19 protein-coding genes and 1 riboswitch are annotated in these 17,526 nt (G+C 35.9%); of the genes, 7 read left to right on the forward strand and 12 right to left on the reverse strand.

Features of this window, described 5'->3' with window-relative positions; genetic code table 11:
- Positions 1–30 precede the first annotated feature (30 nt).
- From DRF59_RS17550 to DRF59_RS17565, 4 genes are read left to right on the forward strand one after another with little or no spacing between them, the layout of a single operon-like run.
- Positions 31–768 (forward strand): tetratricopeptide repeat protein, encoded by a 738-nt coding sequence (locus tag DRF59_RS17550; RefSeq protein ID WP_115963266.1) that lies wholly within the window; start codon positions 31–33, stop codon positions 766–768.
- On the forward strand, positions 768–2,507 hold the full coding sequence (locus tag DRF59_RS17555; RefSeq protein WP_115963269.1) for a BatD family protein: 1,740 nt from the start codon (positions 768–770) through the stop codon (positions 2,505–2,507). Before DRF59_RS17550 ends, DRF59_RS17555 begins: the two co-directional genes overlap by 1 nt.
- 44 nt (positions 2,508–2,551) lie before the next feature.
- Positions 2,552–3,154: a MarC family protein gene (locus DRF59_RS17560; protein ID WP_115963272.1), complete on the forward strand. Its 603-nt coding sequence runs from the start codon at positions 2,552–2,554 to the stop codon at positions 3,152–3,154.
- A 5-nt stretch (positions 3,155–3,159) separates the two neighbouring features.
- Complete coding sequence (locus DRF59_RS17565) at positions 3,160–3,360, forward strand: hypothetical protein (protein ID WP_115963275.1); 201 nt, start codon at positions 3,160–3,162, stop codon at positions 3,358–3,360.
- 87 nt (positions 3,361–3,447) lie between these two features.
- On the opposite strand, the gene DRF59_RS17570 is transcribed toward DRF59_RS17565, so the two are convergent.
- The 5 genes from DRF59_RS17570 to DRF59_RS17590 all read right to left on the reverse strand — a co-directional run bounded on the left by DRF59_RS17570 (position 3,448) and on the right by DRF59_RS17590 (position 8,016).
- Positions 3,448–4,416: a chorismate-binding protein gene (locus tag DRF59_RS17570; RefSeq protein ID WP_115963278.1), complete on the reverse strand. Its 969-nt coding sequence runs from the start codon at positions 4,414–4,416 to the stop codon at positions 3,448–3,450.
- A gap of 169 nt (positions 4,417–4,585) precedes the next feature.
- Positions 4,586–5,014 carry a PaaI family thioesterase gene (locus tag DRF59_RS17575; protein ID WP_115963281.1) on the reverse strand — a complete coding sequence of 143 codons (429 nt, stop codon included), beginning with the start codon at positions 5,012–5,014 and terminating at the stop codon, positions 4,586–4,588.
- Between the two features lie 36 nt (positions 5,015–5,050).
- The gene (locus DRF59_RS17580) at positions 5,051–5,638 is read right to left on the reverse strand and encodes a 1-acyl-sn-glycerol-3-phosphate acyltransferase (protein WP_115963284.1); all 588 of its coding nucleotides are present in this window, start codon (positions 5,636–5,638) and stop codon (positions 5,051–5,053) included.
- Positions 5,639–5,953: 315 nt separating this feature from the next.
- Positions 5,954–7,675 carry a PspC domain-containing protein gene (locus tag DRF59_RS17585; protein WP_115963287.1) on the reverse strand — a complete coding sequence of 574 codons (1,722 nt, stop codon included), beginning with the start codon at positions 7,673–7,675 and terminating at the stop codon, positions 5,954–5,956.
- A gap of 11 nt (positions 7,676–7,686) precedes the next feature.
- Positions 7,687–8,016, reverse strand: a complete 330-nt coding sequence (locus tag DRF59_RS17590; RefSeq protein ID WP_066694610.1) for a PadR family transcriptional regulator — start codon at positions 8,014–8,016, stop codon at positions 7,687–7,689.
- Positions 8,017–8,542: 526 nt separating this feature from the next.
- Between DRF59_RS17590 and DRF59_RS17595 the strand changes: the two genes are divergently transcribed.
- The gene (locus DRF59_RS17595; RefSeq protein ID WP_115963290.1) at positions 8,543–9,133 is read left to right on the forward strand and encodes an HD domain-containing protein; all 591 of its coding nucleotides are present in this window, start codon (positions 8,543–8,545) and stop codon (positions 9,131–9,133) included.
- A 57-nt stretch (positions 9,134–9,190) separates the two neighbouring features.
- Here the strand turns inward: DRF59_RS17595 and DRF59_RS17600 are convergent, their stop codons facing one another.
- From DRF59_RS17600 to DRF59_RS17620, 4 genes are all read right to left on the reverse strand, one after another.
- Positions 9,191–9,574 carry an acyl-CoA thioesterase gene (locus DRF59_RS17600; RefSeq protein WP_074229813.1) on the reverse strand — a complete coding sequence of 128 codons (384 nt, stop codon included), beginning with the start codon at positions 9,572–9,574 and terminating at the stop codon, positions 9,191–9,193.
- A 114-nt stretch (positions 9,575–9,688) separates the two neighbouring features.
- A riboswitch (cobalamin riboswitch) is annotated at positions 9,689–9,868 on the reverse strand.
- 31 nt (positions 9,869–9,899) lie between these two features.
- Positions 9,900–10,697 (reverse strand): hypothetical protein, encoded by a 798-nt coding sequence (locus DRF59_RS17605; RefSeq protein ID WP_241505627.1) that lies wholly within the window; start codon positions 10,695–10,697, stop codon positions 9,900–9,902.
- Positions 10,698–10,727: 30 nt separating this feature from the next.
- Complete coding sequence (locus DRF59_RS17610; protein ID WP_115963293.1) at positions 10,728–11,390, reverse strand: ATP-binding cassette domain-containing protein; 663 nt, start codon at positions 11,388–11,390, stop codon at positions 10,728–10,730.
- 344 nt (positions 11,391–11,734) lie between these two features.
- Complete coding sequence (locus tag DRF59_RS17620; RefSeq protein WP_115963299.1) at positions 11,735–13,882, reverse strand: endonuclease MutS2; 2,148 nt, start codon at positions 13,880–13,882, stop codon at positions 11,735–11,737.
- 130 nt (positions 13,883–14,012) lie between these two features.
- Here DRF59_RS17620 and DRF59_RS17625 point away from each other — a divergent pair, with 130 nt between their 5' ends.
- On the forward strand, positions 14,013–14,540 hold the full coding sequence (locus DRF59_RS17625; protein ID WP_115963302.1) for a GNAT family N-acetyltransferase: 528 nt from the start codon (positions 14,013–14,015) through the stop codon (positions 14,538–14,540).
- Positions 14,537–15,178, forward strand: a complete 642-nt coding sequence (locus tag DRF59_RS17630; protein WP_115963305.1) for a uracil-DNA glycosylase — start codon at positions 14,537–14,539, stop codon at positions 15,176–15,178. Before DRF59_RS17625 ends, DRF59_RS17630 begins: the two co-directional genes overlap by 4 nt.
- On the opposite strand, the gene DRF59_RS17635 is transcribed toward DRF59_RS17630, so the two are convergent.
- The 3 genes from DRF59_RS17635 to DRF59_RS17645 all read right to left on the reverse strand — a co-directional run bounded on the left by DRF59_RS17635 (position 15,165) and on the right by DRF59_RS17645 (position 17,441).
- Entirely contained in the window at positions 15,165–15,677 is a 513-nt protein-coding gene (locus DRF59_RS17635) for a hypothetical protein (RefSeq protein ID WP_115963308.1), read from the reverse strand. The two genes, DRF59_RS17630 and DRF59_RS17635, sit on opposite strands and share 14 nt — an antisense overlap.
- Before the next feature lie 14 nt (positions 15,678–15,691).
- The gene (locus DRF59_RS17640) at positions 15,692–16,183 is read right to left on the reverse strand and encodes a DUF456 domain-containing protein (protein ID WP_115963311.1); all 492 of its coding nucleotides are present in this window, start codon (positions 16,181–16,183) and stop codon (positions 15,692–15,694) included.
- 73 nt (positions 16,184–16,256) lie between these two features.
- A complete protein-coding gene (locus DRF59_RS17645; RefSeq protein ID WP_115963314.1) occupies positions 16,257–17,441 on the reverse strand; it encodes a peptidase associated/transthyretin-like domain-containing protein in 1,185 nt (394 codons plus the stop codon).
- Positions 17,442–17,526 lie beyond the last annotated feature (85 nt).

Below are 17,526 nucleotides of genomic sequence, written 5' to 3' on the forward strand. Positions count from 1 at the left end.
TTAACATATAAAGGGATAATTTTGCAAGTGATGAATACTAAAATCATATTTTTATCGTTTATAATTGCTTTTTCCTTCTCAGGCTTTTTGTTTGGGCAGGAAAATTACAGAACCTTGATTCATGAAGGAAATCAGAAATTTGACGGTAAAGATTATGAAGGAGCCTCCTCAAAATATATGGAAGCTGCAAAATCAAATGATAAAGATTTTACAGGACACTATAATTTAGGGAATGCTTTATATAAAAGTAAAAAATATGAAGAGGCTAAGGCTGAGTTTGAAAAAGCGCAACAACTTTCCCAGACTCTGCCTGATAAGGCGGCAGCACTTCATAATTTAGGAAATACCTATATGCAGATGAATCAGCCGGAAAAAGCGGCGGACTATTATAAAAAAGCTCTGAAGCAAAACCCATACAGTGAAGCAACCCGCAAGAACTATGAGATTGCCAAGCTGAAAGAGAAAGAAAAACAACAGAAAAACCAGCAGAACAACTCAGGAAAAGGAGGCGGCGGTAATGATCAGAACAAAGGTGATGATCAGAAAGGTGATAAGGAAAAACAGGATCAGGGAAATGGTCCTCAAAATGAAGGGAAAGGCGATCAGGGTGATAATCCTAAGCAGAATCCGGAAAATGAAGGTAGAATGCCAAAAGATCTCGAAAATGCAATCTTAGATAAAATAAACGAGAAAGAAAAAGAAACCGCCAGAAGAATCTTAAACAAGAATTCTTATTCGATGCCTGAAAGCAACGAGAAAGATTGGTGATGAAACACAAATTGATTTACATATTGCTTACTTTAGCATCCGTAATAACTTACGGACAGGTAAATCTTTCTCTCGATGCAGATAAATCTGAATATGGTGGTAAAGATATTGTTAATCTTACTATTGTTTTAGAACTTAATGGGAGTGATCTTGTGCAGCAAACAGGATTCCAGCTTCCGGATCTTTCAAAATTTAATATTATAGGTAGCGGCTCTGTTACCAATACGGTAATTGACCCCGCAACCAATACGCTGATTACTCAAAAGGTATCCAGAATTGCCCTTGAGCCTAAGAAGAAAGGAAAAATAAAAATAGGTTCAGTACTGGTTACGGTCAATAATAAAATCTATAAAACAGAGCCGTTTGATGTCAATATCCGGGATCTTGTTGATAAAAGATCTCTTGCAGGAAATACTTCAAACGAGGTGTTTCTGAATATGGAAGTTGATGATCGTGAAGTTTTTCAGGATCAGGCTGTTATAGCGGTTTTAAAGGTGTATTCAAGAAATCTGGATAACCTTAGGAAGGTCAAGAATATCCATCTTCCTGAGCAGGATAATATCAATGTACATCCTATTAATTTTAATAAATCTGAAATAGATCCTTCAGGCTCCGGTAATATGGCTTCCCAGATTCTGGCTATGTTTATGGTATTTCCAAATGAAGCAGGGTATGTGGAAATCCCGGGAGTATCGGCTTCTGTAAACTCATACTCCAATAAAAATAAAATTATTTCCAATAAGGTAAAACTGAATGTAAAGAGGCTTCCTGACGGTGCTCCTGATTGCTTTAAAAATGCTGTTGGGAAATTTAAGGTAAATGTATACAACGCTTCTAAAGAAAAGCCTGAAGCTAAGAAACCAATGAATGTAGTGATAAAAGTTTCGGGTGAAGGGAACCTTCCGGATATGGAACTTCCAAAAATCGCTTCATCTCCGGATTATGAGATTTTTGCTCCTAAAATTACCTCTAAGGTTTCGCCTGGAACAACTGGAATGAAAGGTGAAATTCTTGCCAGTTATGTGATTATTCCGAAAAAGGCAGGTGTGATTTCTATAAAGACCGAACAGTTTGCATTCTTTAATCCTGAAAATAGAGAATATGTAGATCTTGGACAAAAAACACTGGATTTCAATGCTTTCTCTCACGAACAGGTTATGGAAGCGCGCTCTACTGTGGAAAAAGTAAATGATTATACCAATAATCTTCTGGAAACAGTAAATACACCGGTTTTAAAGACTACTTCCTTTAAAGTAAAAGAAAAAAGTAAATTTCATTGGAACATTTTGCTGACCAATATTGCTGTTCTTTTAGGATTATTTGTCCTTTACCTTTTATTTAAAACTTGGCAAAAAAAACGTACATTAGTTAGGGAAACTGTACCGTCAAAATCTTTGGGTTCCGTGGCTGAAACAGAAAAAGAGATTAAAGAACTGCTTAAAACAGACATTAATGATTATTTCAGCTATCTGGAAAATCTTAAGGATAACGGTGAGTATGAAAAGTTTTTTGATACGCTTGAAGAATTAGATCAGGAAGTAAGGAGCCAGTATTTTCATGGTTCTGCGGCTGAGTTTAAGACTTTTCTTGAAAATCACAAAGGTTCATCTGTCGCAGATGATTACGGAAGGCTTCAGCAGAAAATCCAGATGGAGAAATATGCCCCTGTGAAATCTCATGAAGGTATTGAGGAACTTTTGAAAACAATTGTTAATTTATATTCACAAATTAGCAAATAGTCAATTTATTTTCATATTTTTGCGAAATTTTTAATTACAAAGAGATGGAAATTCTTAATGGTTTCTCTATTAAAGAGATCGTTACCAGCTTTATGGTTCTTTTTGCTGTTATTGATATTATCGGCTCAGTTCCTGTTATTGTAAGCCTTCAGCAGAAGTTTGGACAAATTGAGGCTGGAAAAGCTGCTATTACTGCCGGAGCAATTATGATTGTTTTCTTATTCGTAGGAAACAAAATTCTCAAGCTGATTGGTGTGGATGTTAACTCCTTTGCCATTGCAGGTGCTTTTGTGATTTTTGTCATAGCCCTGGAAATGATTTTAGGAATTGAAATCAATAAAACTACAGAAGCAAAAGCTGCATCCATCGTTCCCATCGCATTTCCACTGGTTGCCGGTGCAGGAACATTAACTACAGCACTATCTCTGAGAGCTGAATTTCATGATATTAATATTATTTGCGGAATTATTCTTAATACAATTTTCGTATATTTGGTGCTGAAATCAGCAAAATGGCTGGAGCGGAAAATTGGGGATGCAACTTTAATGATCCTGCAGAAAGTTTTCGGAATTATCCTTTTAGCGATTTCAATTAAATTATTCACCGCAAATTTTGCTCAATTGGTGCAGAATTACATTAATTTTTAAGAGTCATGAAGAAGTTTTATAAAGTATTTTTAGTACTGTTCATTGTATTCATCGCCATTAATCTTTATGCTATAGACTGGCAGTCAGATATTCTGTCTGAAGAAAGTGATAACCTGAAGTTCGTATTTTCGGCAGCAGCAGCATTTATTGGCCTTATTTTACTTTTCGTTATGGATGCCTGGAGCAGAATCGGAGTAAAAAAATAATCGGATAAATATTATATTTTCAAAAAAATAAAGAACCTCTTTCAATTGAAAGAGGTTTTATTGTTATACAGTTTAGTGTGAATGATATCAGTTAGATAGGGACAGGCTTTTTAATATCGCTTCAGACTTCAGCTCAGTTTCAATCCATTCTTTTTCAGGGTTGCTCTGTGAGGTAATTCCACCCCCTACAAAAATATGTAAAGCATCCCGGTAAAGCCGGGCACATCGTAGGTTTACAAAATATAAAATGCTTTCTTCTGTTTCCACTTTAATATAACCGGCATAGAATTCCCGAGGGAACTTTTCATATTTCCGGATATTTTCATTGCAGAAATCTTTCGGAATACCACAGACAGCAGGAGTAGGATGGAGCTCTTCAATAAGTCTGTCAAGATCTTCAGGCTTTATATTTGTTTTAAAATCTGTCCGGAGATGTTTGATATTTCCTGAGATATGGTCATATGTTTCAGAGATTTGAACCTGGTCAGAATACTTTTCAAGTATTTCCTGAATATACCGGGTAACAGGTTTCTGCTCTTCTATTTCTTTTTCAGACCATTGATCGGTTATGGGTAGGGTTCCAGCCAATGCCATGGTTTCAAATTCATGAGTTGATTTATTGAATTTTCCCAGAACTTCAGAAAAAGCTCCCATCCATGCGTTCCGGCCATCGTTGAACAGGTATCTGAACGCATTCGGATAAGCCCTGCATAAATTTTCAAAGCTTTCCCTGTAATCGATACTTTTAAAATTGGTAAAAATTTTCCTCCTTGAGTAGACCAGTTTCGGAAGATTATTCTCTTTGATTACTTCAATTATCTTTTGTAAGGTCTTACAGTATTCATCTTTTGTTTCAGCAACGGAATGAGTGCTGTCTGTCTGTAATTCGTTGCTGATGAAAGGATCATAAGACACTGAAGGATCTGCTTCAATAATACTTCCCGGAAAGTTAATCCGGGAAAGCCCATCATAAGAATAAAAGCTTATCGCGTTATTATAGTTATTATTATCTATGGAATAAAGTCTTTCGTTGAAAGGAAGTTTGAAATAAATCATGAGCTATGGATAGATTTTATCACAGTCTGGAAATCATATAATTCCAGTTTGATTCTCTTTCTGCAAAGGTACCACTAGTCTTAAAAATGTCAAAATTATAATGTGTAATTCTGAGCATATCTTAAAGGGTTTTAAATAAAAAAGACTCAGAAATCTGAGCCTTATGCTTTTATCTGTTGATGATATTGTTTGTCATTGTAGTATGGTTGATAAGGACTCCTTTTTCATCTCTGATCTCAATTTCAGAAACATGCATGGTTTTCCCTTTTCTGATAAAACGTGCAGTAGCGGTTACTATTCCATCTTTTTTACTTCTCAGGTGGTTGGAATTAATATTGGTGCCTACCCCGTAATATTTATTTCCGTCAATAAAAATATTGGACAGGCTTGACCCCAGTGTTTCAGCAAGTACACAGCTTGCTCCTCCATGCATGATCCCGAAAGGCTGATGGATTCTCGGGAGTACAGGCATTGTAGCTGTAAGGGTCTCGTTTTCAACATCGATATCGATAAATTTTATTTCAAGAGTTTTTGCAAGGGTTTCATTTCCCCAGTTGTTCAAAAACTCTAATATTTCTTCTTTTGATTGATCTTTCATTGTAAATAATTGATATAGGTTCTGAAATGAATGCACTTAATTCTGTTCATTTCCCATAATGTTAGGATTCCAGTTGGCAGGAACTTTTGGCACGATATCATTTTTTACATAATAGTCCTGAATTTCCTGCATGATTTCCGAAAAAGGAACTGATGCTATTCTTTCATAAGGAATAGTGTATCCCAGATAAACAATTTTCCTTTTGAAATCACCAGCTGCCAATACGATTGGGACTTTGGCTGCCAGCGCCATATGATAAAATCCTTTCCTCCATTTCGGAACCCAGCTTCTTGTTCCCTCCGGAGTAATCACAAGACTGAAATCTTCTTTTGTAAATTGTTCAGCTACAAAATTTACAAGGTCATTTTTCTGGCTTCTGTCAATACCAATTCCACCCAGCCCTTTTACCACACTGCCGTACCAGGCTTTGGTGTGGGTATCTTTAATGATAATTTTTAAAGGCTTTTCCAGGGACCAATAGGCAAAATTTCCTAAAATATATTCCATATTATGGGTGTGTGGTGCAACCACAAGGATACATCTGTTCAGGTTGTTTACATCGCCCTGCAGAACAACTTTCCATCCTAATAGTTTCAGCATTAGTTTGCCTATCAGTTTTTTCATAGATTCTTAGATTAAAAACAAAAAAGTATAACCAAACTTTGGTTATACTTTACAAATATATTGAAATATTATCGCTCTTAAAATAAACCGTTGATTAAATCTACGATTTTCATTACAAATTCTAGGGCAAATTGTATCATGATAGGTGAGTGTTTTTGTTGGTTGGTTATTATATTTTTAACGATACGAAAGTAAAACTTTTTTTTTACATAAGAAACTAAATTCGCATGATTTTTTCACTTTTCTGAGAGAAGAAGAGTGTGAATTTCAAACGATTGCTGTCCATTCACACCTTCTCGCACTCTCTGAAGTTAATTATTTAGTTTGTATGGAAATTTCGTTTTTTCCGTCTTTGATCTTGATGTCTACATCTTTGTTCATTTTTTTGATGTCTGACGATACTGAATCAATTACTTGCTTTGCCTGGTTGTTCGGAACTTTTTTACCATTGATAATAATACTGTCCTTGTCATCTGAATTGTATTCAATCGTAGATCCGTTTACTGAAATCTTATTTTTCTCAATTCTTACAACCTGGTGGTTTTCATCCCCGTCCTGATCATCATCATTGATGCCATCGCCGTCTAAGTCTCCATCAAAATCAATTCTGTCCTTCTTCATTGGAATAACTACAGCTTTCTGTGGTACAACCAGCTCATATTCTACCCTGTAGTCTCTGAATCTGTGTTCGTAAGGGTACTTGATATAGTTTGGAAGAATTACCTTATTGTCCACTACTTCTACCGGAACATTTACCTGGATAGGGAAGTTGTAACCGTTTCCTTCTTTTTTGATAATCAGGTATGGAGTTTTGATATCTGATTTTCTGGTTACTTCTACCGAAATGTAATCTTCTTCGAATACAGATTTTTTATCAGAATAAATATCGTCATTATAAGCTTTGAAGTTCTGAGGGATATTTACCTGTTTTACATCTACGTAAATGGTATCTGAAGTTGTATTGATTGCCACATTTTCTGTATCCTCTTTACTGCCTCTGTAGATCAGGTCTTTTTTAGCCATGCTTATTCCGAAGTAAGTTCCTAAGCCAATCAGCAGAAGGAAAAGTCCTCCAAGTACCCATCCGATATTTCTCAGTTTAGTTTTTGGTGAAAAAATCTTGATACTCAGTAAGCTGAAGATAATGGCAGGAATTAAGCTTCCGATAACCATCATGGCAGCCAATACTTTATCAAGGCCATTATCATCCATATAGAATCTGATTTCATTAGCTCCCGGGAAATCTGTGTCCATTCCAAAAAGTCCGAAGAGTACAAATACGCCGATAATGCTTCCTATTGCCAGGAGTACAAACAAACCTCCTACAAAGTATTTTATAACATTCCAAACCCCGCTTCCGGCATTGTTGATATAGGGCTTGTTTTCGTTGTATATTTCCCCGACTCTCTGTGTAGATTCGTTAGCAAACTGAACCAGCTTGTTTGATTCATTCTTAAGATTGTCGAAGTTCATAGGCTTTCCCTTCATCTTCAAAAAATCAGCTGCGGTTTCAGCTTTGGGAAGTACAATCCAGAGAATAACATAAAGAAGTCCGATCAGCGAAGAAGAGATGGCTGCTGTAAAAATCCCTAAAACGAAGATTCCTAACCAAATGGCCCTCATGGCTGTAATGTCCATTCCTACATAATGGGCCAGACCTGCACAAACACCTGCGATCTTTTGTTTTTCAGGGTCACGGAACAATTGTTTTTTATCCGTATGACTTGTACCGGAATTATTATTTTTGCTTGTTGTTTTTTCAGAAAAATAAGCCTCTTCCTGTTCCTCAATTTTTTCCGGAGTTCCGATCTGTGCAATTACTTTTTCTACATCCGTATCATTGATCACTTCACGTTTTCCCAGAGAATCCCTGAAGATCTCCACCATTCTTATTTCTATGTCATGCATTACCTCATCCACCTCAGAAGCATCCAGTGAGCTTCTCAGAGCGTTCAGGTAATCGCTGAGCTTTATATATGCGTGTTCTTCTATCGTAAAAGAAAAACCTGCGAGTCCTATTGAGAGTGTCTTGTTCATAGCCTTGTTTTTTAATGTTGTTGAGTGATTTGGTTTACTGATGCTGTCAGTTCGTTCCAGGTATTTTGAAGTTCATCCAGGAAAAGTTTTCCTTTTTCTGTAATCTGATAATATTTTCTGGGTGGTCCTCCTGTTGATTCTTCCCATCTGTAAGAGAGAAATTCTCCGTTTTTAAGTCGTGTGAGAAGAGGATAGAGGGTTCCTTCCACTACATCCAGTTTTCCTTTTTTCAGTTCATCTATAAGGTCGGAAACATACATTTCACGATGATTGATGAGACTTAAAATACAGAATTCCAGAATTCCTTTTCGCATTTGCGCTTTGGTATTTTCAGTATTCATCTTTGATAAGTTTTATTAATTAGTTATATTCTCAGAATTTGCTCCTAGCTAGTTGAGCCTATTCTGATTTTACATTACAAAGATATGTAATTAAAATGGTATTATGCAATACAAAGTAGTGAAATTTTTTAATTAATTTGTTTAAGTAGTTGATATTCAGTTTAATAATTTTAAATTGAATATAAAGCTGAGTCATATCAAATGTGAAATGAGAGAAAAATTTATGATGATCACAATTAATTAAGATAGAAAAAGCTTTATATTTTGAGATCGGAATTTTGATCGTATTTTTGTTATCAAACTTTCAGATAATAAATATTATGGGTATTCAGTTGGACTTATTTTGAAGGATACCCAGCGTAAACACCTGATATTCTATGGTAAAGGTCTGGAGAAGTTTTTGAAAAGGAGGAAGATTTTACTAATGAGGATACGGTAAAAGTAATTATCCGGAAAAAAATTAAGAACAGATGGGCTGCAAAAACAAAAGTATATCCGTCGGAAGAATATTATAAAAATAAACAAAATGAAAATACAAAAGGAAATTGATTTTATCCTGGCAGTAGATGCTTTGAAAAACGTACAAAGGAGAAATTATAATGCAGATGATTCCAGAAGAGAAAATACTGCTGAACACTCATGGCAGATTGTTATTTTAGCACAGATTCTTTATCCCTATGCAAAAAACCGTGCAGATATTGATTTGCTCAGAGTGATCAGAATGCTGTCCATTCATGACCTTGTGGAAATAGAAGCGGGCGATACTTTCCTTTTTGATGAAAAAGCAATGGTGGGTAAATTTGAAAGAGAGAAAATTTCCGCACAAAAAATTTTTGGGATTCTGAATGAGCCATTACGTTCGGAATTTTTCAACCTTTGGCTGGAATTTGAAGAAGAGAAGACCCCTGATGCGATCTTTGCATGTGCTATAGACCGGATAATGCCTTTTATTTTAAATTCCCATACCTCAGGAAAAAGCTGGACAGAGGCCGGAGTTACGGAAAAACAGATCAGAAATATGCTTGAGAATGCAATACGCAGGGCATCGGATGAGATGGGAGAGGCATTTGAACTTTTACTGAACAGAAGTTTAGAGACAGAAAAAGTATTAAAATAAATTTATCTGCAGACAGTATAATGATTCGGGCGGCCTTCTGGCCGCCCGATCCTGTTATTATAGTATTTGGATTGGTTTTTTGAATTCATCTATTGCTACAAAAGTGAAGTCACCCACAATGGCTTTCTCTCTTTCGTAGGAATACATCTGTTCTGTATAGATTTCAACATTTACCTTCATACTGGTTTTTCCGACATGGGAGACCTTTCCGATCAGTTCAACAATCGTTCCTGCCGGGATAGGTTTTTTAAAGTCAATTTTATCACTGCTTACGGTTACTACTCTTTTTCTTGCAAACCGGGTCGCGGTAATAAAAGCTACTTCATCCATCAGCTGCATAGCCGTTCCTCCGAAAAGGGTGTCATAATGATTGGTTGTGTTAGGGAAAACCGCTTTAAAGATTCTGGTTTCAGATGATTGGATTCTTTCTTCTGTAGTCATATTTCATTATTAATTAAAGCGAAATGAAATATTATTAAAACAACAGAATAATAACAGGAACCTAAAAATTCCTGAAAAAATCCATCAGATCAATACACTTCAAATCGCGAAAGTTTCTTGTTTAAGAAAAAGGCAGGTCTCCTGACTTGTAACTTCTTTAATCTCCTTCCCATGCCCGCACAGTGGATCTTTTGATAAAGAATTCAGTTACTTACAGTTGCGCGACAGTCCGTGATTCTCACACGGTTCCCTTTTAATCTGCGGTTAAGCAGAACCAGTTTCTATGATGAATAAGCACTAAACTTTTCGATGCAAAAATATGAATTTATTCCGGATTATGTAAAATAATCTGACTGATCACTCTTCCTTTTTTGATGGTCCAAAGGGTGGTATACCGGTTCTCTCCTGAACCGTTGATCATATAAAGAAAAATATTGTCATTGTCCAGGGAAGTTACTCCGATGTTATTAAAGTCCATTGTAGGCTGGAACATATTTTTAATGGCTTCTCTTACAAAAACAGAACCTCTTCCCGGCTGCTGGACCCGGATTGATTTAATTTCAGTCATTCCCTCAGGAAGTTCGTTACTGATTCCCCATGGTTTTACCTTGTCAATCGTGAGAATTTTCCCGTCTGCATCCTTTTCTTTTTTACGATAGCCGGCATTAGAAGGGTAAATGTCAATAACAATCTTGCTTCTTTGAGCTGTAGGAATCTTAGGATCAGAATTATCTGTAAATATAAGTGATCTTCCATTTTTGGACTTGGATGGAGTATACTGGGGAAGCTGGTCAATATAAGCAATACGTTCTTTATTTACCATTCCTTCTTTATCCAGGGTTTCATACCTTACGAAAGGTTTTTCTTCATCCTGTTTTTCCGGGTATTTGATCCATATCCATTCTGTTTCCCCGGGAGCTGGCTTTACGTAAACAAAAACATCTCCCTTACGCATGCGGATTTTGTCTACAATCTTCCTGTAATTATCTTTGTGAACCCTTACATTGGCATATCCTTCTTCAGCTTTTACAACCCCGAAAGGAACCTTATTCTGGCCCTTGACAAAAGCTATAGAAAAAAAACTGAAAATGGATATACAGAATGCTTTATTTACAGAAATCATAATGACATTTTTAATTCCCAAATATATAAATTAAATACTTTTCGGAAGATAATTATGAAGCTGTAGTTCTTTAAAATCCTGTATTTGTTTTAAATGACAGTTTGAAAGGAGGAATACACTATCTGAAATATCCAATACATCGGGATAATTATGATCCGAGATAATAAAACCTTTGTGGATTGACTGTTGGCGTATAATCTCTTTTAATCGATAAACGATTTTAGGTGAGAGGCTATGAAATGGTTCATCCAATAAAATGAATTCAGCTTCGGAAAATATAATAAGTAGAACTTCAATAAGCCTGAGTTCCCCACCTGAAAGATTTCTGGGCTTTTCATTGAGCAAAGAACCGACGGGTTCCCATGAAGAAAGCTGTCCGTAATTTTCTTTACTGCAAAAAAGCTGAATTAAATTTTTAATTTTTTTATTTTTTGGTAAAAAAGAAACCTGTGGAAGATAAGCGATTTTTTCTTTTCTGTCTGATAAAGTTTTTAAAACTTTGCCATCATATTTTATAAATTGGGTATCACCATGAATTACTCCAAAAATTATTTTTAATAAAGTTGATTTCCCTGATCCGTTTCTTCCGAGGATACCGGTAATACTGCCCGTTTCACATTCCAGATAAATGTCCTGCAAAATCTTTTTATTATTAAAAGATTTGGTGATGCTGTCAATATGAAGTCTTTTCATAAGAACCAGGTAATAATTTTGATACTTAAACCTGATGATACGGTTATTATCCAGAGAAGAAGCCTGGATATGCCAAAATTGGCGTAAAAGTAATATTCATTTTTTAATCTCAGTTCATAAATAAAATAGTGAAGAACAGGTAAGATGAAAAGGAAGCTTAAACCAAAACTGTCTGGGTTAAACTGAAGTAAGAAAGAACATAATAAAGAAAACAATACCGTTGCAGGAATTATTTTTCTATAAAATAACCATATTACAGAAAGTCTTTTAATCATATCCAAATATATATAATATTGGCAAAAAAAATAGAAAGCGCTGTATTTTCAGCGCTTTCTATTTTATAATTAAATTCTTTCAAGTTCATCCGCATCAATCGTTGTCTTGAAAGTTCCGTAATTGACAATTACTTTGTTTCTTGAAATTTTTTCAATAGTTCCCACACTGGTACTTCCCGTAATACGTACACGCTGGCCAACTTTCATCCAGACCGCGCGGTCACTTTTGCGTTTTTCCTCCAGTTTTTCGTTGGTCTCAGCAATTTTTTCAATCACTTCTTCTTTTTTCAGTTGTTGAGTGATTTTTCTCTTAACAACCTGAAGACGTTTTGATTCATCTTTATCAGTTCCCAGCTTCCTGAATTTTTCCTGTTCCAGCAGTTTTACAAAATCCTTTACAACATCTTTTCTGGATTTTCCTTTGGTATAGCTGTCAATGAATGCTTCAATCTTATTTCCGAACTGTAGTTTGCGATGTTCCTCTTCATACAGTTTTTGAAAGTTGAAAAGTTTCTGCTGAAGCTGATCATTCAGTTTCTGAAGGTTGTCACGTTTATCTTCTACGGATTCCTTTCTTTCTGCCAGATCAGATTTCAGTTTTTCAACCTCAAATTTTTCCTGCTGTAATTTAACAATGGTTTTGTCCAGATTTACAATATCATGTTCTACTTTTTTCTTTGCTGAATGAATAATAAACCTTGGAATTTTATTCTTTTCTGCAACTTCAAAAGTAAATGAACTTCCGGCTTGTCCTACTTCCAGTTTATACATGGGTTCAAGGGTTTCTTCATTAAACAGCATCGCTGCATTTTCAGCGTTGGGAAGCTGTTCCACAACCAATTTAATATTGGTATAGTGTGTGGTGATAATGGCAAAACTCTTTTTATCGTAGAAAAATTCCAGAAAGCTTTCTGCCAGAGCTCCTCCCAGTTCAGGATCAGAGCCTGTTCCAAATTCATCTATAAGTAAAAGGGTATCTGCATCAGCTTCACGGATAATGCCGGACATTTTCTTTAATCTTGATGAATAAGTTGATAAATGATTTTCAATAGACTGGTTATCACCAATATCTGTCATGATCTTATCAAAGAAAAACATTTCGGACTTAGGATGTACAGGAACCAGGATGCCACTTTGAATCATCAGCTGTAATAACCCTACTGTTTTCAGAGTAATCGATTTCCCACCGGCATTCGGACCGGATATACAGATGATTCTGTTGTGCTCCGTTAACGTAAGGGTCTGAGGAAAAATAGTCTTATTTTCAGCTTTATTACGCAGCCATAAAAGGGGATGGAAAGCATCTCTCAGCCTCAGGGTTTTATGACGATTGATTTTTGGGAGAACTCCCTTTATTACATCTGCAAATTTTGCTTTAGCTCTTGTAAGGTCAAGATCAAAAATATAAACCTGATATCTCCATAGCTGAGGTTGGAACTCTGCCAGTTCAGCAGTTAATTTTCTCAGTACTTTATCAATTTCTTTTTTCTCTTCCTCCTCATTCTCACGAAGCTTGAAGTAGTGTTTTACAACACTGTCCGGTTGAATATATGTAATGGAGCCTGTTTTTGAGATTCCTAAAGTTCTTCCGGGAACTCTTTTCTTGAATCCTGATTTTACTGCCAGAACTCTTTGGTCATCAATAATTGTTTCCCTTATATCATCCAGGAAGTCACTCTGTCCATAGGTAGTAAGTGCACGGTTGAAATTTTCCTGAATAGCTTTTTTGGCATGCTGGATTTCGGTTCTCAGTCCTTTTAAAGCCGGAGAAGCTTCACTTTTCACTTCACCAAAACGATTAAATACTTTATCTACCTTTTCAATGATTTCTTTTCTGAATTCCAGTACCGAAACATCTTCCATTAAAGTGGGAAAGGTTTCAGGCATGGTAGGGAAAAACTTTTGTAGTTTACCGATTTGTTCCGTGATGGTTTTTATTTTTATGAAAGCAGAGTTTTCCAGACGGTAATTTTCAATCAGCATCAGTTTCAGCTCACTTTCAATATCTTCATATTCATCAAACGGAATGGCATTTGAACTTTCAAAACTCGACAGGTATTCTGAAGTTTTCTTTAATGAAAGTTCTGCCTCGTCTATTTCCATCGAACGAAGTTGAAGAATTTTTTCTCTTGTTTTCGGAGAATACGCAAATGGGGAAATTTCCGCGAGCAATTGCGGAAACTCTAATTCGTCTAAATCTTCTTTATCTATATACACAGTGCAAATTTAGTGAGAAAATATGAATGTTAGTGAGGCGGGAAGTTGAAAATGAGTTAATTTGACTAACGAAAGAATATTTTTTTCTGGATCATATTGGGTAAGGGTAAGGTTTTAGTAATTTTGAAAGATGAAACTTGAAACCGCAACATTAATCTTAACAGAAATTAATGAGAGTCATGTAGAAGATATTTTACGGATTCGCAGTAATGAAGTGATTAATAGGTTTGTGAATAGAAGTTCACCCAAGAGCAATTATGAAGCGTTAGAATTTATTTTAGGAATTAAAAGAAAGACTGAAGATAAAGAAATTGTTTTCTGGGGAATTTCTTACAAAGGACACAGAAATCTTATTGGTACCATTTGCCTTTGGAATTTTTCCGGTGATAAAAAAATTGCCGAAGCAGGATATGAACTGTTACCGGATTATCATAAAAAAGGGATCATGACAGAAGCACTGGCTGCCGTTTTAGATTTTGGATTTAATACCTTAAATTTACAGGAAATTTTGGCTTTTACCAATCAGATGAACAGAAGTTCTCATGCATTACTTCTGAAGCATAAGTTTGCTGTTGATGACAATATCAGAGATGAAAAAAATTCCGGAAATGTCATTTTTAGCCTGAAAAAAAGTCAATATCAAATATCAAATTTATGACCTGGACAGAAGTTTTAGCACCAATTAAGAGTACGGAATACTTTAAAACCTTATGGGAAAAAGTAAAGAAAGAATATGCTGCCACTAAGGTATTTCCACCGAAGAGCCAGATATTCAGAGCATTGGAATTAACTCCGTTTGAAGAAGTAGAAGTGGTGATCATCGGCCAGGACCCTTATCATAATGACTATCAGGCAAACGGTTTATGCTTTTCAGTTTCTGAGCAGGTAGCAGCACCTCCTTCACTAAAAAATATATTTATTGAATTAAAAGATGATCTGGGAGTGGTAAGAACTTCAAAAGAATTAGATGATTGGGCAAAGCAGGGGGTGTTGTTATTAAATGCCACACTTACCGTACGTGCTCATTCTCCTAACTCTCATAAAGATCTCGGATGGGAAAAGTTCACTGATTTTATTATAAAAGAGATTTCTGATAAAAAAGAAAATGTAGTTTTTGTTTTGTGGGGAGCTTTTGCACAAAAAAAAGCCGAACTTATAGATCCGGCTAAGCATTTTATCCTGAAATCAGCGCATCCTTCTCCTTTTTCTGTACACAGAGGTTTTTTCGGAAGCAGACCTTTTTCAAAAATCAATGAATATCTTGTTTCCAAAGGTAAGAAGCCTATTTCGTGGTAGAACCTGAAGGGGTTTCTGCTTTTTGAATACTGATTCCTATTTTGTATTTTCCGGCAAGTGCCTTTGTTCCATCTGCTGCTTTTGGATAAGGAGTAACTTCTTTCAATGTAATTGTATATCCATTGAAGTCTGCTGACTGATGATAGTTTTTTGCTGCATGATCCATGCTGGCAAGGTTTAAGGTCATTGGTCTTGTGGCAAGTCCCATTACTTCTATCTGAGCAACAGCAACTCCTGCCCATATACAATTTACCCCTTCCGGACAACGGCTGTCTTCTGAAATCCCTTTGAATGTAACATTCATTTCGTAGTCTTTCAGGAATTTATTTTCTCCCTGGCTTAAGTAGATCATATCTTTTTGGTCTGAAGGAATACTGGTGTTTGTACCGGAATTCATTTCAGCAACTTTGGGTTCAGTTTCTGTTCTTGTTTTCTTTTGGGCATCACAACCTGTTAAGGCCAGTATTCCCAAGCTAAGGATAATGGTTTTGTGGAGCATAGTTTCTTTTTTTATCAGATAATATTAAACATATTCAGTAATACTACCAAAAACATTGCCACACCCACTACAAAACTGAATCCCGTACCGTAAACAAATCCGATAAGAGCACCTTTTGTAGACTGAAGTGCTTTATTCATGTCTTTGCTGTCATGAAGCATTTCACCAATAAAAACTCCGGCAAACATACCGATCAGGAAGCCTAATGGAATTGGAATAAATATTCCGACAATAGTTCCGATCACAGAACCAATGCTTCCCCAGCGTGTTCCTCCGTATTTTCTGTTAGTTCTGGCAGGAATTACATAACTTAATACTACTGAGGCAGCGGTAAGAATCCCGAATGTCCAGATATAAATCATTGGCAGATCAGCATCTGTTCCGAATTTGTAAATAAGGAGCCCGCAGATGCTCAATAATAATCCCGGAAGAACGGGTAAAAAAGTTCCAAGTATCCCTATAAATAATAAAATAAGGCAAAGAATATTAATGATTGTGGTATCCATTCTTAAAAATATATATGCAATATAAAAAAAGTGACCTTATAAAAAGCCACTTTTATTTAAATTAAAAAAATTATTAGAGATTTAAAATTACATACTCCAGAATAAGGCCTGCTTTTCCGATATTTCCGGAAGCATGATTATGGAATGTGGTATAATAAATATTTCCGCTATTGGAATTTCCTGTACATGGCCCTGATGTATCTCCGTGTGCCTGATGAGCACTCCACGCATTCTGACTGATTGTCATTGTAATGGAGTTTCCGTTGGAAGTTTGATGGCAGATAGTGATGTAATTATTGTTTAAGGATGTACCTACCGGAATTTGAGGTGCATTCGGATTGGTGTAATGACCGGATCTTATCATCAGTGGCTCATTGTCCTTTTGTACCAGAACATCCCAAAACGTAGAATCATAGTTCTGGATTTTTTCCCATGCGCCTATATCATACGTAATATCCAGTGTATTAAATCCCAATGCTGTTGCCAGAGAAGTATTGGAAACACTGCAGTTGGTATATGTACCTGCAGAGCCAATGGATTTTAAACACAGAAGGTTGTCATTAATGAAACCACCCGGAGCATTACAGTCTGTAGTATTACTGTTGCCACCGACAAGATATGCAGAAGCCCAGTCAGAACTGTAAATACTGCCTCCATTGGTAACAAAAGCTGACAGGTTGTTGTAAACGTCAGAATCATTACTAGGGGAGGGAGTTCCGGTTTGCGTGTAGCTACGTGATCCACAATTCAGAAAAAGGATATCATATTCTGAGATTTTATTCAGGTTTTTAAGATCCTGATAAGAGATTTCTGTAACAGTATACCCCAGACCTGTAATAATAGTTTCAATTTCATCATAGCTTCCTTTTACATATGCCATTTTTGCAACCTGATTCAATTTAGTATCTGATGCAGCTACGGTAATGGTTTCGTTCTTTTTAACAGTGACCGGAATTTCAGTTCTGAAATTTTTTCCGTTACCGGTCTGAATATGAAGCGTAGTATTACCTTCGGGAGTTGTTAAAGTAAACTTTCCGTCATTGTCTGAATAGGTATGGTACACCCTGTTATCCTTGTCAATAGTGAATATCAGGGCTCCTCCGACAGGTTTTGTTCCGTTTTTAGCAAATACCTGTCCTTCCACCTTTCCGTTTTGAGGGATGTTCTGACCAGGTTCATCAATAACTGATTCGTCTCCTTTACAGTTTACTAAAAGCATCAGTGCACTGAGCACAATTAATAGATAGTTTTGTTTCATATTTAATTGATTTTTAGGATTTAGTTCTATCAAATTTAGTAAATAATTAATATTAAAATATAAAATATATTATTTATTTAATAAT

Origin of the sequence: Chryseobacterium flavum, assembly GCF_003385595.1 — a bacterium.
GTDB lineage: Bacteria > Bacteroidota > Bacteroidia > Flavobacteriales > Weeksellaceae > Chryseobacterium > Chryseobacterium flavum.

Coding starts and splice junctions, on each gene's coding strand:
- DRF59_RS17550 (WP_115963266.1), top strand. CDS start 31: ATGAATACTAAAATCATATTTTTATCGTTTATAATTGCTTTTTCCTTC.
- DRF59_RS17555 (WP_115963269.1), top strand. CDS start 768: ATGAAACACAAATTGATTTACATATTGCTTACTTTAGCATCCGTAATA.
- DRF59_RS17560 (WP_115963272.1), top strand. CDS start 2,552: ATGGAAATTCTTAATGGTTTCTCTATTAAAGAGATCGTTACCAGCTTT.
- DRF59_RS17565 (WP_115963275.1), top strand. CDS start 3,160: ATGAAGAAGTTTTATAAAGTATTTTTAGTACTGTTCATTGTATTCATC.
- DRF59_RS17570 (WP_115963278.1), bottom strand. CDS start 4,416: ATGATTTATTTCAAACTTCCTTTCAACGAAAGACTTTATTCCATAGAT.
- DRF59_RS17575 (WP_115963281.1), bottom strand. CDS start 5,014: ATGAAAGATCAATCAAAAGAAGAAATATTAGAGTTTTTGAACAACTGG.
- DRF59_RS17580 (WP_115963284.1), bottom strand. CDS start 5,638: ATGAAAAAACTGATAGGCAAACTAATGCTGAAACTATTAGGATGGAAA.
- DRF59_RS17585 (WP_115963287.1), bottom strand. CDS start 7,675: ATGAACAAGACACTCTCAATAGGACTCGCAGGTTTTTCTTTTACGATA.
- DRF59_RS17590 (WP_066694610.1), bottom strand. CDS start 8,016: ATGAATACTGAAAATACCAAAGCGCAAATGCGAAAAGGAATTCTGGAA.
- DRF59_RS17595 (WP_115963290.1), top strand. CDS start 8,543: ATGAAAATACAAAAGGAAATTGATTTTATCCTGGCAGTAGATGCTTTG.
- DRF59_RS17600 (WP_074229813.1), bottom strand. CDS start 9,574: ATGACTACAGAAGAAAGAATCCAATCATCTGAAACCAGAATCTTTAAA.
- DRF59_RS17605 (WP_241505627.1), bottom strand. CDS start 10,697: ATGATTTCTGTAAATAAAGCATTCTGTATATCCATTTTCAGTTTTTTT.
- DRF59_RS17610 (WP_115963293.1), bottom strand. CDS start 11,390: ATGAAAAGACTTCATATTGACAGCATCACCAAATCTTTTAATAATAAA.
- DRF59_RS17625 (WP_115963302.1), top strand. CDS start 14,013: ATGAAACTTGAAACCGCAACATTAATCTTAACAGAAATTAATGAGAGT.
- DRF59_RS17630 (WP_115963305.1), top strand. CDS start 14,537: ATGACCTGGACAGAAGTTTTAGCACCAATTAAGAGTACGGAATACTTT.
- DRF59_RS17635 (WP_115963308.1), bottom strand. CDS start 15,677: ATGCTCCACAAAACCATTATCCTTAGCTTGGGAATACTGGCCTTAACA.
- DRF59_RS17640 (WP_115963311.1), bottom strand. CDS start 16,183: ATGGATACCACAATCATTAATATTCTTTGCCTTATTTTATTATTTATA.
- DRF59_RS17645 (WP_115963314.1), bottom strand. CDS start 17,441: ATGAAACAAAACTATCTATTAATTGTGCTCAGTGCACTGATGCTTTTA.